The following is a 13,888-nucleotide window of genomic DNA, read 5'->3' as shown; positions in this document are numbered from 1 at the left end:
CCGGAAAACCGCCTCACACTTATCCTGGAATTGCTTTCCTATTTGTCCTCGAAGCCGGTGAGCACGCCGACGGCGTTGATGCCGATCTCCTCGACGGCGTAGCCGCCTTCCATCACGAACAGCGTCGGCAGGCCGAGCTTGGCGATGCGATGGCCGATCTTCGGATAGTCCGGGCTTTTCAGCTTGAACTGGCTGATCGGGTCCTTCTCGAAGGTGTCGACGCCGAGCGACACGATGACGATATCGGGGGCGTAGGCGGCGAGCTTGGCGCAGGCATCCTCCAGCGAGGCGTTCCAGGCGTCCCAATTGGTGCCGAAGGGCATGGGATAATTGACGTTGAAACCTTCGCCGGCGCTGGCGCCGCGTTCATCGGCATGGCCGAGGAAGAACGGATACTCCACCATGGGATCGCCATGCAGGTTGAGAACCTGCACGTCGGCGCGTTCATAGAAGATCTCCTGCGTGCCATTGCCGTGGTGATAGTCGACGTCGAGGATCGAGACGCGTTTTGCGCCCTGATCGAGGAACCACTGCGCGGCGACCGCGGCATTGTTGATGTAGCAGTAGCCGCCCATGAACCCGGCACCGGCGTGATGGCCGGGCGGGCGGCAGAGCGCGAAGGCCGACCGCTCGCCACCCTTGACCAAGGCCGCCGCCGTCAGCGCCACGTCGTAGGACGATTTGATCGCGGTCCATGTGCCTTCGACGAAGGTGGCGCCGGCGTCGAAGGAATAGTAGCCGAGCAAGGCGTCGACGCGCTTGGGTGGCACGTCGCCGCGCAGGCCGCGCGTCGGCCAGGTGAAGGGCATCGCCGTGCCCTCGAAGCCGGCGGCCTTCCACGCCGGCCAGACGGTCGGCAGGAAGTCGATATAGTCGGCCTTGTGGATGCGCTTGGCGGCTGTGAGATCGTGCTCGACCGGTCCGATGATCGGCCCCAGCTTCTCGCTCTCGACCCGCGCCTTGATGAACTCGGCCCGCGACGGCTTTTCGAAACCCGGCACGATTGCCGACGTGACCAGTTCCATCTGGCCGGCATGGCCGGTATGAAGCGGCGAATAGACAGTCTTCATGAATTTCCTCTCGAAATAGCGAAATCAGTCAAGGTTGAGATAGGGGGTGACCAAAGCGAGCCACATTCTTTCCACATCGTCCTCGATGAGGTCGTATGTCTTGCGATCCCGCTTCAACCCCACAAGCCGGCAGGCGTGCCCGACATCCATCATCAGCACGCCGAGCCGGCTGGCGATCTTGTCTTCAAGGGCCGGGTTCACATGCTGCAGCCACGCGGCGTAAAGCGCGATGATCTGCTCGTCATATTCGTCCTGGATCGGCCTGAGGTCGGCATTGCCGGATATCGCCTCGATCACCGGCATCAGGGTGGCGTTTTCGAGATATATTCTGGAGGTATCGATGAAGAGCTTGCGCACCTCCTGCCGAAACTCGTCGCGGTTGGTGGGTGGGGTGACCTCGATGCGCCTGGCGATCACCTCGGGAAACGACGACAGCCAGCGCCGGGCGAGGTCGAGGAGAATGGCTTCCTTGTTGGGAAAGTACTGGTAGACCGAACCGACCGACAGGCCCGCGCGCCGGGCAATGGCGAGCGTCGTCGGCGTCTTGGTTCCCTGCTCCCGCGTCAGGATCAAAGCCGCGTCGAGTATCCGGTCGACCACCTTGCTCGACCGTTCCTGCCGCGGCTGCTTGCGCGGTTCGAGCGCCATCCTGGTTTCGCGGCTGAGACTGCGCTTCACGGATTGATGCCTTCGTTCCCTGCCGGTTTCAACACAGGTCCCGGTCTCAACATTGGCGTGGTGTGTTGTCCACAATACATTCGAAATTCGGCACGTTGACAAACGCGAATAATTAGTCGCATTCTTTTATCCACGCTGTTTTGAGAGATCACAAGGGGAATTTCGAAACAGCGCACTGGCATCAGTTTTCGTCCGATAACGCCGCTCCAGCGGAGTGGCAGCTTGTCGGACAAGAGGGTTGTCGGTCTCAGCCAGTCGTCAAAAGCGCGGAGTCGCGATGTCTGTCACGGGTGCGGGTCAAAATGCTGATCTGATCGTCATCAATGGTCGCGTGCGGACCATGGACGATGACAATCCCGCCGCCGATGCGATTGCCGTCAAGGACGGCGCCATCATCGCCATAGGCAACCACGCCGCCATCGAAAAACTCAAGGGAACGACCACAGAGGTGATCGACGCCAAGGGCGGTTCGGTCCTGCCCGGTTTCATCGAAGCCCACATGCATCTGTTCTCGGGAGGGGCCGAGCTCGCGCATCTTCAACTCGGCGGTATCCATGGCTTCGAGGCGCTTCAAAGCGCCATCCGCGACTACGCAACGACGCGGCCCGAGGCGAAAATGCTTGTGGGCCAGGGCGTCGACTACACCGTGCTCGGCGACGAGCGGGTGACACGCCATCATCTCGACGCCATCCTGCCCGACCGCCCCTTCTGCATGGCAGCGCCCGACCACCATACGATGTGGGCCAACACCAAGGCGTTGGAGATAGCCGGCATCCTGAAGGGACGCACGCTCGGTCCGGGCAACGAGATCGTGATGGGTGGCGACGGCCTGGCCGCGGGCGAATTGCGCGAGGGCGAGGCCTTCGGTCCGGTGCTCGACCTTGCCGGCGAAAGCCGGGTGCGGCTGGGGCTGTCGACCGGCGGTGAGCCCGACCCAATGCCGTCGGCCGCCGAGCGGGCCGCTGACCGTGACATCATGCGGCGCGGGCTTGCATGGTGCGCGCGCCACGGCATCACCTCGATCCAGAACATGGACGGCAATCTCTACCAGCTCGAACTGCTTTCCGAGATCGAGGCCGAGGAGGGATTGCCCTGCCGCGTCAAGATCCCGTTCCACTACAAGAATTTCATGACACTCGACATGCTCGAGAAGGCGTCCGTCATGGCCGAGCGCTACCACAGTGAGTGGCTGTCATCGGGCATGGTCAAGGTGTTCTATGACGGCGTGCTCGATTCCTGGACCGCTGTTATGGTCGAACCCTATGCGGATCGTCCCGACTGGGTCGGCGAGCCGCTGTTCACGCCGCAGCAATTTATCGATCTCGCCGTGGCTATCGACAAACGCGGGCTGCAGATCGCGGTGCACTCGATCGGTGACGGCGCGGTGCGCGCAGTGCTCGACGGTTACGAGGCGGCGCAGAAGCTCAATGGCAGGCGCGACAGCCGGCACAGGGTTGAGCACATCGAGGTCACCACAGCAGCCGACGTGCCGCGTTTTGCCGAACTCGGCGTCATCGCCTCGATGCAGCCGTCGCATCCGCCCGGCGCCATGGATTTTCCACTGGAGCCGACGGTGTCACGCATCGGACCGGCCCGCTGGCCGCTGAGCTATGCCTGGCGCACCCTGAAAAGCGCCGGCGCCCATGTCGTGTTCGCCTCGGACTGGCCGGTGGCGGCGATCGACCCGATCCTGAGCATTCAGGCGGCAGTGCAGCGCAAACCATGGGCAGAAGGCGATCCTGACCAGAGTTTCTCGCTGCAGGAAGCGATTGCCGCCTACACGGTCGAGGGCGCCTATGCCGAATTCGCCGAGCATCGCAAAGGCGTTCTGAAACCCGGCTACATGGCGGATCTGGTGGTTTTGTCGGCCGATATCGAGAAGACGGCGCCGGCCGATCTGCACAAGCTGCGACCGGTGACGACGGTCTGCGGTGGCAAGGTCACCTACCAGGCCTGACAATGGCATGCGGCTTGCACAGCTTGCCGCTTGCAAGACGAAATGACCGACTGAACTGTGATTCAATGCCGGACTTGCCAACCTACCGGCCGTGTGGTCACATCGAACAGGGGAAAAACTCCGCCAGCAAGAGCGGGGTCAACAGTGAGGCGTATCGTGCCGGAAAAACCGGATCGGAATGCAATTGAAGTCGTAAACGTCAGTAAAATTTTCGGATCGGGTGAGGGGCAGGTCGCTGCCCTCGATACGGTCTCGGTATCCATCCGCGAGAATGAGTTCTTCACCCTGCTGGGACCATCCGGCTGCGGCAAGACCACGTTGCTGCGGCTGATTGCCGGCTTCGACTTTCCAACCGCCGGCGAAATCCTCCTCTACGGTCAGGACATCGCGCCGTTGCCGCCCTTCAAGCGGCCGGTCAACACCGTCTTCCAATCCTACGCGCTGTTCCCGCATATGACGGTCGCCGACAATATCGGCTTTGGCCTGGAAATGCTGGGCAAGCCGAAGGCCGAGATCAAGGCGCGCGTCGCCGAGATGCTGAAACTGGTGAAGATGGAGGCGCTGGCGGGTCGCCGAACCAGCCAGATCTCCGGCGGCCAGCAGCAGCGCGTGGCGCTCGCCCGGGCGCTGGCGCCGCAACCCAAGGTGCTCCTGCTCGACGAACCGCTCTCGGCGCTCGACTACAAGCTGCGCAAGGAAATGCAGATCGAATTGAAGCGGCTGCAGCACGAGACCGGAATTACCTTCATCTTCGTCACCCACGACCAGGAGGAAGCGCTGACCATGTCGGACCGCATCGCGGTGATGTCGTCGGGCAAAATCCTGCAGGTCGGCTCGCCGCGCGACATCTACGACCGGCCGGCCGAGCGTTTCGTCGCCGACTTCATCGGCGAGTCGAACTTCCTCAAGGCGGATGTGGTTAGCGCGACTGGTGGCCGGGCGACGGTGAAGCTGCCGTCTGGTGTGGAAATCCCAGCCTCGCTGCCGGAAGGCTTCAGCCCCAGGGGCAAGGTCACCATCGTCGTGCGTCCAGAGCATGCGCAGTTGGGCACGGCCAGCCCGAGCGCTTCGCTGTCCGGTACCGTCGAAAACATCGTCTATCTCGGCACCGACACGCACTTCCATCTGCGCCTTGCCGGTGGCGAGCCGTTCATCGTGCGGCGTCAGAACAGCCGCGGCGCCGGTGACGGCTTCGTGCAGGGCGGCCAGATCGGCATCACGATCGGCAACGACGCCGCGCAAGTGCTGAAGGACTGATCATGGCGACCGCGGAACAAGTCGCCAAGGCAGCGGAGCGACGCGATGTGCGCGACCGCTGGCTGCTGTCAGCGCCAGCCTTGCTGGTGATCTTCCTCGCCGCGACCGGCCCCTTGCTGATCGTGCTGATCTACTCGTTCCTGACGCCTGGCCCCTATGGCGATGTGAAGTGGCAGTTTTCGCCCGATGCCTGGCTGTCGGTGTTCATGGAACGCGACATTTTCGACGATACGCTTTCGCTTGCGGCAGCGCATGTCACCATCTTCTGGCGCTCGATCAAGCTGGCGGTGATAACGACGATCGCCACTTTGGCATTGGGGTTTCCAACCGCCTATTTCATGGCGACGCGCAGCGAGAAAACCAGGGATCTCTGGCTGTTCCTGATCACCATTCCGTTCTGGACCAACCTTCTGATCCGCACCTTCGCCGTGCTGCAGATCATCCGCAACGAAGGCATCATCAACACCATCCTTATCAAGCTTGGTATCGTCTCGGCGCCGGTGCAGATCCTCTTCACCGACACGGCGATTCTGATCGGCATGGCCTATGTCTATCTGCCGCTGATGGTGCTGCCGATCTATGCCAGCATGGAGAAGCTTGATTTTCGCCTCGTCGAGGCGGGCTACGACCTCTACGCGACCCGATTCAAGGTATTGCGGAAGATCATTTTCCCGCTGGTCAAACCCGGCGTCATTGCCGGCTCCATCCTGGTCTTCATTCCAGCCCTTGGCGCCTATGTGACGCCGAGCGTGCTTGGCGGCGGCAAGAATATGATGCTGTCCAACCTGATCGAATTGCAGTTCGGCCAAGGCCGCAACTGGCCGCTCGGCTCGGCGCTGTCGATCACGGTGATGATCATCGTCATGGTGGCGCTGCTTGCCTATGTGCGCAATGCCGGCAAGTCGGGGGCGCGGCATGGCTAAGAACTTTTCCATCAAGCACCAGACCGGCTTCACGGTGATCGCTGCGACCTGTTTTATCGTGCTCTATCTGCCGATCATCGTGCTGGTCGCCTATGCCTTCAACGCGGCGAACTCGACGTCCGAATGGGGCGGCTTTTCGATGCGCTGGTTCCAGTCGGCTTGGCAGAACGTGCAAGTTATCGACGCGACGCTACGCTCGTTCCAGATCGGCGCCGTCGCTGCGGTGCTGTCGACAATCTTTGCCACCATGGCCGCGCTCGCCACCACGCGCACCGCGTCCTATCCGGGCCTCACCTTCAAATATGCGGCGATCAACCAGCCGCTGATGGTGCCCGAGATCGTCACCGGCGTGGCGCTGCTGATCTTCTTCTCGCGCATCAAGATCTTCACCGGCTATTCCGGCATTGGCTATCTGATCGCCGCGCACACGGCGTTCTGCATCCCGTTCGCCTATCTGCCGATCCGGGCGCGGCTGGAAAACATGGACCTGACGCTGGAGCGCGCGGCCGCCGATCTGTACGCGACGCCTTGGAAGACCTTCCGCCGCATCACGCTGCCGCTTTTGTGGCCCGGCATACTGGCCGGACTGATGCTGGCCTTCGTCATCTCGCTCGATGACGTCGTCATCACCGAGTTTGTCAAATCGGGCGGCCAGGATACGCTGCCCACCTACATGCTCGGCCAGATCCGCCGCGGCATCACGCCTGAGATCAACGCGATATCGACCGCCTTCCTGCTGCTTTCGGTCGCGATCGTCACGTTGTTTTTCTTCGTCAGCAGGAAAAGAGACTGAACCGACAAATGGGAGCTAAAACCATGAACTGGAAAACAACGACAGCCGCCATGGGGTTGGCGCTGCTCGCAACGACGAGCCTGGCCAGCGCCGATGGCGAGCTGAACATCTACAATTGGGGCAACTATACCAGCCCCGACGTGATCAAAAAGTTCGAAGCCAAATACAACGTCAAGGTGACCATCACCGATTACGATTCCAACGATACGGCGCTCGCCAAGGTACGCCAGGGCGGCACCGGCTTCGACATCGCCGTTCCGTCGCAAACCTACGTGCCGATCTGGATCAAGGAGGGCCTCGTGCAGGAGACCGATCCGGGCAAGATGGAGAACTTCAAGAACGTGGCGCCGGAATGGGCCAATCCAGACTTCGACCCCGGCCGCAAATATTCCGTGCCGTGGGCGCTGGGCACCGTCGGCGTCGTCGTCAACACCGATGCCTACAAGGGACCAGCCGACAGCTGGGGCATCATCTTCAACACGCCGGACGAGCTGAAGGGCAAGACCAATGTCGTTCCCGAGATGAATGACGTTATCTTCGCGGCGATCAAATATGTCGGCGGCCAGCAGTGCACCGACGACAAGACGGTGCTGAAGAAGGTGCGCGACACGCTTGTCGCGGCCAAGCCGAACTGGATCGCCATGGAATACAACACCATCGAAAAGATGGGCGCCGGCGACTTCAAGGCGACCAGCGACTGGAACGGTTCGGCGCTGCGTCAGCGGCTGGCCAATCCGGCCATCCATTACAATTATCCGAAGGAAGGCTACGGCCTGTGGAGCGATAACGTCGTCGTTCTCAAGGAAGCCAAAAATGTCGAGAACGCCAAGCTGTTCCAGAACTTCATCATGGATCCGGAAAACGCGGCCGGCCTCTCGGCCTTCCATCGCTACGCAAACGCCATTACCGGCTCGGACAAGTACATGCCGGCCGATATGAAGGATGCCCCGGAAGTCGTCATTCCGGAGGCTGCGAAGGCACAAGGCGAATTCCAGAAGATGTGCGCGCCTGAGATCCAGGACATCTACACCAAGATCTGGACCGAACTGCAGAAATAACCGCAGTCTGACAGACCCGGCGGCATGCGCCGCCGGGTCTTTTCTTTTCCGGAATGGCTTTCATGGACTCCTATCGCAACAGCGATCCGCGGCCGTCGATCATGCAGGGCTCGCCGCCTCAAATGGTGCTGCCGAAGCTCGACTGGGACCGGCCGCCATGGAATCGCTGGGCCTTCCAACACATCCGCGAATTCCTGCCGACCATCGAGGTCTGGCGCGGTAATGGCCATCGCCATCGTCTTGAGCGCGCAGGGACCGATCTCGACGCGCTGCCGGTGGAAGACAGCAAGGGCCGTTCGACGACGCTCGTTGGCCTGCTCGACGAGACCTACACGGACGGCTTCCTGGTGCTCAAAGACGGCAAGGTCGCCTATGAGCGCTATTTCAACGGCATGGCCGAGCGCACGCTGCATCTGTCGCAGTCGATGGCGAAGTCGGTAACAGGCACCGTGTTCGGTATTCTGGTTGGGCGCGGCTTGATCGACCCGGCCAAACCGGTGACCGCCTATCTGCCGGAGCTCGGCGCGACCGGCTGGGACGGCGCCAGCGTGCAGCATGTGCTGGATATGACCACCGGCGTGCGGTTTTCCGAGGAATACACCGACCGTTACTCCGACATCGGCCAGGTTGATGTCGCCACGGGCTGGAAGCCGGTGCCGCCGGACAGCGATCCGGATTTCCAATGGCCGCCGCATCTGTTCGAGTTGATCCTGCAGCTGAAGGACAAGGTGCGGCCGCATGGCGCCGCGTTCGAGTACCGCTCGATCGAGACCGACGTGCTTGCCTTCATCATGGAGCGGGTCACCGGTAAACGGCTGGCGCAGCTGGTGTCCGAGGAGCTGTGGCAAAAGCTCGGCGCCGACGAGAGCGCCTGCTTCACGGTCGACAGCGCCGGCTATGCGCTGGCCGATGGCGGCTTCAACGCGACGCTGCGCGACTATGCCCGCTTCGGCCAGCTGATTCTCGACAAGGGCCGCGGCATCGTGCCGGCCGACTGGATCGAGGCGACGCGCAACGGCAGGCATGGGCCGGACTTCAATCCGAGCCTGCCCGAAGGCAGCTATCGCAACCAGTTCTGGATCGAAGACCCGCGCTCGCGCGCGCTGATGTGCCGGGGCGTGTTCGGGCAGATGATCCATGTCGACTGGGACACCGGCATGGTCGTGGTCAAGCTTTCGACCTATCCGGATTTCAGCAATGTCGCCTATTCGGTAGCAACGCTGAAGGCGGTGCACGCCATCGCCAAGGCGCTTGGTTGACCCACAACAAATCATCCCTCCGAGGAAACGTTCATGACTGGCAAGACCGCGTTCGAGACCCGCTACGGCTTTGCCCGCAATGAGGTGCTGCTCTCCAACTGGCGCGAAAGCCCGTTCAACCGCTGGTCGTTCCAGAACCTTGGCGAGCTGGTGCCGACCGCCCCCGTGGCGGCGACGCTGGGAAGCGTCGAGGCACCGGTGCGGGACCTGAGCGGCCTGCTCGGCGAAAACGTCTCCGCCGCCGGCGCGCCGGAGACGGTGGCCGAATTCCTCACACGTTCGAGCAGCGACGCGCTGACGGTGATGAAGGCTGGCAAGGTCATCGGCGACTGGTTCGCGCCCAATATGGATTTCGGCGCCCGTCACATCATCTTTTCGATCAGCAAATCGGTCACCGCGATCATCGCCGGAATACTGGAAGGCGAGGGCGTGTTCGACCCGGAAGCGCCGGTGACCCAGTACATTCCGGAAGCCGCCGGCTCGGCCTATGCCGATGCAAGCTGCCGGCATGTACTCGACATGAGCGTCAGCCTCGATTTCGAGGAGGCCTATCTCGATCCCGAAAGCGCCTTTGCCCGTTACCGCCGCGCGACGCTGTGGAATCCGGGCGGCGGCACTGAAAGCTTGCGCGAATTCATTCTGACCTTGCAGCGGCTCGAAGAACCGCACGGCAAAACCTTCCGCTACCGTTCGCCCAATTCCGATCTGCTCGGCCTGCTGCTCGAACGAGCTTCCGGCCAGCGCTTCCCGGACCTGATGCGCGAGAAACTGTGGCTACCGCTGGGTGCAGTCAGCGAGGCTTCGATCGGCGTCGACATGGAAGGTACGGCGCGCACCGCCGGCGGCATTTCGGTGACGCCGCGCGACCTGGCGCGTATCGGCGAGATGATGCGGCAGGGCGGCACGGCCAATGGCCGCGGCATCGTGCCAGAAGGCTGGGTGCGCGATACGACCGTTGCCGGCGGCAGCGCGGAGGCCTGGCAGCGCGGCACAATGGTGCATCTGTTCCCAAAGGGCCGTTACCGTAACAAATGGTACCAGACGGGGGCGGCAAACGGCGCCTTCTGCGGCATCGGCATCCACGGCCAATGGCTCTACGTCAACCCGAAGACGGAAGTGGTGATTGCAAAAATGGGGTCGCAGCCGGTGCCTGAAGATTATCCGCTCGAACGCGAGATCGTTGCCTTTTTCGAGGCGCTGAGCGGGATGGTCTGAGGACGAGCCAAAGCAAGGCGCTTTCCTGTGGACCTCTTTGACGCTTGAGAACACTGCGGTTGGCGGGACGGACATCAGCGCCTATGGTCGCCGCTCTTTGCGACAGGGACCAGCATGGCAGCAGACAGCAAACGCATCGCATCCATCATCGCGGCAGAGATCGGGGCGCGGTCGGAGCAGGCATCGGCAGCTATAGGGCTGCTCGATGAGGGCGCGACGGTGCCGTTCGTGGCGCGCTACCGCAAGGAGGTCACCGGCGGGCTCGACGACACCCAATTGCGCGACCTTGCCGAGCGATTGGCCTATCTGCGCGAACTCGATGCGCGCCGCGACACCATTCTCGGTTCGATCCGCGAGCAGGGCAAGCTGACCGAGGAACTAGAGGCCAAAATTGTGGCTGCCGCCACTAAGGCTGAACTGGAAGACATCTACCTGCCCTACAAGCCCAAGCGCCGCACCAAGGCCGAGATCGCCCGGGAGCGCGGGCTGGGGCCATTGGCGGAGGCTATTTTGGCCAACCGGTCGTTGGTGCCCGCCGAGGCGGCGCTGGCTTATGTGACCGAGGATGTGACCGACGCCAAGGCCGCACTGGAAGGCGCACGCGACATCCTGTCGGAACAGTTTGCGGAAAATGCCGATCTGGTCGGCAAGCTTCGCACCTACATGAAGGAGCGCGCTTTCATGCGTGCCCGTGTCGTCGACGGTAAGCAGGAGGCCGGGGCGAAATTCTCCGACTATTTCGAGCATGTCGAGCGTTGGGCAAATGTTCCGAGCCACCGCGCGCTGGCCATGCTGCGCGGCCGCAACGAAGAGGTGTTGTCGCTCGACATCGAGGTCGATGCCGACGATGCCTCGCCGGTGAAGCCGGTCGAGCGGATGATCGCCAATGCCTACGCCATCGGCGGCAGCCTGCCGGGCGACCGCTGGCTGATGGAAGTGGCCGGCTGGACCTGGCGGATCAAGCTTTCGCTGCACCTGACGCTCGATTTGATGCGCGACCTGCGCGAGCGGGCGGAGGAAGAGGCGATCCATGTCTTTGCACGCAACCTCAAGGATTTGCTTCTGGCAGCACCCGCCGGCTCGCGGCCGACCATGGGACTCGATCCCGGCATCCGCACCGGCGTCAAGGTCGCTGTCGTGGATGGCACCGGCAAGGTGCTGGCGACGACGACCGTCTATCCATTTCCGCCGCGGAACGATGTGCGCGGCACACAGGCCCAGCTCGCAGCACTCATCCGCCAGCATAAGGTCGAGCTGATTTCGATCGGCAACGGCACCGGCAGCCGCGAGACTGAAAAGCTGGTCGCCGACATGCTGTCCGACATGCCTTCGGATGGTGGGCCAAAGCCGCTCAAGGTGATCGTCAGCGAGGCCGGCGCCTCGGTCTATTCGGCCTCGGCGACAGCGGCGGCTGAGTTTCCCGGGCTCGACGTGTCGCTGCGCGGTGCGGTGTCGATCGCCAGGCGCCTGCAGGACCCGCTCGCCGAACTGGTCAAGATCGAGCCGAAATCGATCGGCGTTGGCCAGTACCAGCATGATGTCGACCAGTACCGGCTTGGCCGCTCGCTGGAGGCGGTGGTGGAGGACGCGGTGAATGCTGTCGGCGTCGATCTCAATACCGCCTCGGCGCCGCTTTTGGCCCGCGTGTCAGGCCTAGGCGCGTCGCTTGCCGATGCCATTGTCGCGCATCGCGATGCGACCGGGCCGTTCGCCAGCCGCAAGGAACTGCTCAAGGTGGCGCGGCTCGGACCGCGCGCGTTCGAACAATCCGCAGGCTTCCTGCGCATTGCCAATGGCAGCGAGCCGCTCGACGCCTCGTCGGTCCATCCGGAAGCCTATGGCGTGGCCAAGAAGATCGTAGCCGCCTGCGGCCGCGATGTGCGCTCGCTGATGGGCGACAGCGCAGCGCTCAAGGCGCTCGATCCGCGAGTCTTCGTCGACGAACGCTTCGGCCTGCCGACGGTGCGCGACATCATTGCCGAACTGGAAAAACCCGGCCGCGATCCGCGCCCCGGCTTCAAGACCGCAACCTTTGCCGATGGCATCGACGACATCAAGGATCTGAAGCCCGGCATGCTTCTGGAAGGCACCGTTACCAATGTCGCTGCCTTCGGCGCCTTCGTCGATATCGGCGTGCACCAGGACGGGCTGGTGCATGTCTCGCAACTGGCCGATCGTTTCATCAAGGACGCGCATGAGGTGGTGAAGGCCGGCGACGTGGTGAAGGTGCGGGTCGTCGATGTCGACATCAAGCGCAAGCGCATCGCGCTGTCCATGCGCAAGGACGGCGGCGAGGGCGGGACGCCGAAGGGGCCGCGCGACAATGGCGGCGGCAAGCCGGCGCAACCTTCGCCGATGCCGCAGCGTCAGCCGGAACGACCGGCACAGCAAGGCGCGTTTGGCGCAGCATTGGCCGATGCCTTGAAGCGGAAGTAGCCTCGAATGGTTCCTTGCAATCGCTAGAGCGTTATCTACCATCCTTGTGTGGAGATACGCGCGATATGGCAAGTTTCGAGAAAGTGAGTGTCCAAGAGTTGGGGCGTCTTTGGGACGAGGGCATGGCGAGTGGCAGTTCGGTCGATGGAGACCAGGCTTTCGCCCGGATCAAAAGCAACCTCGATGCGAAAGTTGCCGAACGCAAGTCGCAAAAACGCTGCGCTTCCAGCCGGAAACCGAGCCGATGAAGCGGAAGTAGCTACCAGGCCAGAACGGCCGGTTCCTTGTCAACCTGGCCCAGCAGCCAGTCGCGAAAACTGACGACGGGCGGGTGGCCGCGCTTGTCGTTCGGGACGACGAGGTAGTAGGCGCTGCGGCTTTGCATCGGCTGTCCCGGTGCCGGCACGAGCTGACCGCGCTGCAATTCGCCGGCGATAAGAACTTGCGGCAGGAGCGCGACGCCAAGCCCCGCCATGCAGGCTTGGGCAACGGTGCCGAATTGCTCGAACTGCATGCCGGGTCCGATCGCTGCGCTCAAGCCCTGTTCCTCGAACCATTCGCCCCAGGCCCCGGGACGCGTCGCCATGTGCAGCAGCGGCAGGCGGCTGATGTCGGCCGCCGTGGTGATATCGCGGCTGGCAAGGAAGTCTGGCGAGACCACCGGCATTACGGTCTCNCTCGCGCATCAGAAGCGTGGAGTCGGCGTCCGGCCAGTCGGGCTGGCCATGATGGATGGCGGCGTCGAGCCGCTCGCGGGCGAAGTCGAAGCGGCCGATGCGGGTGACGAAGTTGATGGTGATGTCAGGGTTTTCTGCGACGAAATCCGGGATCAGCGGCATCAGCCAGCGCGTGCCGAAGGTCGGCAGTATGGCGAGGTTCAGCATGCCGCTATGCCGATTGCTCATCAATCCGAGCGCGGCGTCGCGCAATTGCCCGAGTGCCGCCCGCACGGCTTCGGCATAGATTTCGCCCGCCGTGGACAGCCGAACATTGCGGCTGTCGCGCTCGAACAGCCGGCGGCCGAACTGTTCCTCCAGAAGTGCTATCTGGCGGCTGACGGCCCCTTGGGTCAAATCGAGTTCCTGGGCGGCAGCGGTGAAGGAGCCAAGGCGGGCCACGGCCTCGAAGGCGGCAAGGGCGCTGGTGCTGGGTAAAAGCCGGCGTTGGACGTTCATGATCCATTACTAAACCTCATTGATCTGTGATGCAATTTTGTTTGATTTTTCCGAAGCGGAGGTGGAT

Annotated in this window: 11 protein-coding genes and 1 pseudogene; 9 read left to right on the top strand and 3 right to left on the bottom strand. The window is 62.6% G+C overall.

Features of this window, described 5'->3' with window-relative positions:
* Positions 1-38: 38 nt before the first annotated feature.
* Together X727_RS161675 and X727_RS161680 are read right to left on the bottom strand one after the other, a co-directional pair.
* On the bottom strand, positions 39-1,070 hold the full coding sequence (locus X727_RS161675; RefSeq protein WP_023725145.1) for a histone deacetylase family protein: 1,032 nt from the start codon (positions 1,068-1,070) through the stop codon (positions 39-41).
* 24 nt (positions 1,071-1,094) lie between these two features.
* Positions 1,095-1,748, bottom strand: coding sequence for a TetR/AcrR family transcriptional regulator (locus X727_RS161680; protein ID WP_023686329.1), 654 nt, complete (start codon positions 1,746-1,748; stop codon positions 1,095-1,097).
* A 277-nt stretch (positions 1,749-2,025) separates the two neighbouring features.
* Between X727_RS161680 and X727_RS161685 the strand changes: the two genes are divergently transcribed.
* The 9 genes from X727_RS161685 to X727_RS1000000165475 all read left to right on the top strand — a co-directional run bounded on the left by X727_RS161685 (position 2,026) and on the right by X727_RS1000000165475 (position 12,894).
* Positions 2,026-3,705 carry an amidohydrolase gene (locus X727_RS161685; protein ID WP_023833555.1) on the top strand — a complete coding sequence of 560 codons (1,680 nt, stop codon included), beginning with the start codon at positions 2,026-2,028 and terminating at the stop codon, positions 3,703-3,705.
* 156 nt (positions 3,706-3,861) lie between these two features.
* Positions 3,862-4,962 (top strand): ABC transporter ATP-binding protein, encoded by a 1,101-nt coding sequence (locus tag X727_RS161690; RefSeq protein ID WP_023833554.1) that lies wholly within the window; start codon positions 3,862-3,864, stop codon positions 4,960-4,962.
* Between the two features lie 2 nt (positions 4,963-4,964).
* Positions 4,965-5,885, top strand: coding sequence for an ABC transporter permease (locus tag X727_RS161695; protein WP_023691712.1), 921 nt, complete (start codon positions 4,965-4,967; stop codon positions 5,883-5,885).
* On the top strand, positions 5,878-6,678 hold the full coding sequence (locus X727_RS161700) for an ABC transporter permease (RefSeq protein ID WP_023671766.1): 801 nt from the start codon (positions 5,878-5,880) through the stop codon (positions 6,676-6,678). Before X727_RS161695 ends, X727_RS161700 begins: the two co-directional genes overlap by 8 nt.
* A 23-nt stretch (positions 6,679-6,701) precedes the next feature.
* Positions 6,702-7,736, top strand: coding sequence for an extracellular solute-binding protein (locus tag X727_RS161705; protein ID WP_023683465.1), 1,035 nt, complete (start codon positions 6,702-6,704; stop codon positions 7,734-7,736).
* Between the two features lie 62 nt (positions 7,737-7,798).
* The gene (locus X727_RS161710) at positions 7,799-8,995 is read left to right on the top strand and encodes a serine hydrolase (protein WP_023833553.1); all 1,197 of its coding nucleotides are present in this window, start codon (positions 7,799-7,801) and stop codon (positions 8,993-8,995) included.
* Between the two features lie 33 nt (positions 8,996-9,028).
* Positions 9,029-10,210: a serine hydrolase gene (locus X727_RS161715; protein WP_023683463.1), complete on the top strand. Its 1,182-nt coding sequence runs from the start codon at positions 9,029-9,031 to the stop codon at positions 10,208-10,210.
* A gap of 114 nt (positions 10,211-10,324) precedes the next feature.
* The gene (locus X727_RS161720; protein ID WP_023833552.1) at positions 10,325-12,646 is read left to right on the top strand and encodes a Tex family protein; all 2,322 of its coding nucleotides are present in this window, start codon (positions 10,325-10,327) and stop codon (positions 12,644-12,646) included.
* A gap of 65 nt (positions 12,647-12,711) precedes the next feature.
* Complete coding sequence (locus X727_RS1000000165475; RefSeq protein ID WP_023725140.1) at positions 12,712-12,894, top strand: hypothetical protein; 183 nt, start codon at positions 12,712-12,714, stop codon at positions 12,892-12,894.
* Between the two features lie 11 nt (positions 12,895-12,905).
* On the opposite strand, the pseudogene X727_RS01000000164370 reads toward X727_RS1000000165475, so the two are convergent.
* Positions 12,906-13,821, bottom strand: a pseudogene (locus X727_RS01000000164370) (LysR family transcriptional regulator).
* Positions 13,822-13,888: the final 67 nt, after the last annotated feature.

The sequence above is a fragment of the Mesorhizobium sp. L103C105A0 genome (genome assembly GCF_000502215.1).
In the GTDB taxonomy this organism is placed as follows: Bacteria; Pseudomonadota; Alphaproteobacteria; order Rhizobiales; family Rhizobiaceae; genus Mesorhizobium.
The sequence above is the reverse complement of the archived record's forward strand: the minus strand, read 5'-3'. Positions and strand labels throughout refer to the sequence as shown.

Excerpts from the sequence above, each read along its gene's own strand:
- X727_RS161700 (WP_023671766.1), top strand. The coding sequence starts at position 5,878 with ATGGCTAAGAACTTTTCCATCAAGCACCAGACCGGCTTCACGGTGATC.
- X727_RS1000000165475 (WP_023725140.1), top strand. The coding sequence starts at position 12,712 with ATGGCAAGTTTCGAGAAAGTGAGTGTCCAAGAGTTGGGGCGTCTTTGG.
- X727_RS161705 (WP_023683465.1), top strand. The coding sequence starts at position 6,702 with ATGAACTGGAAAACAACGACAGCCGCCATGGGGTTGGCGCTGCTCGCA.
- X727_RS161695 (WP_023691712.1), top strand. The coding sequence starts at position 4,965 with ATGGCGACCGCGGAACAAGTCGCCAAGGCAGCGGAGCGACGCGATGTG.
- X727_RS161715 (WP_023683463.1), top strand. The coding sequence starts at position 9,029 with ATGACTGGCAAGACCGCGTTCGAGACCCGCTACGGCTTTGCCCGCAAT.
- X727_RS161675 (WP_023725145.1), bottom strand. The coding sequence starts at position 1,070 with ATGAAGACTGTCTATTCGCCGCTTCATACCGGCCATGCCGGCCAGATG.
- X727_RS161720 (WP_023833552.1), top strand. The coding sequence starts at position 10,325 with ATGGCAGCAGACAGCAAACGCATCGCATCCATCATCGCGGCAGAGATC.
- X727_RS161685 (WP_023833555.1), top strand. The coding sequence starts at position 2,026 with ATGTCTGTCACGGGTGCGGGTCAAAATGCTGATCTGATCGTCATCAAT.
- X727_RS161710 (WP_023833553.1), top strand. The coding sequence starts at position 7,799 with ATGGACTCCTATCGCAACAGCGATCCGCGGCCGTCGATCATGCAGGGC.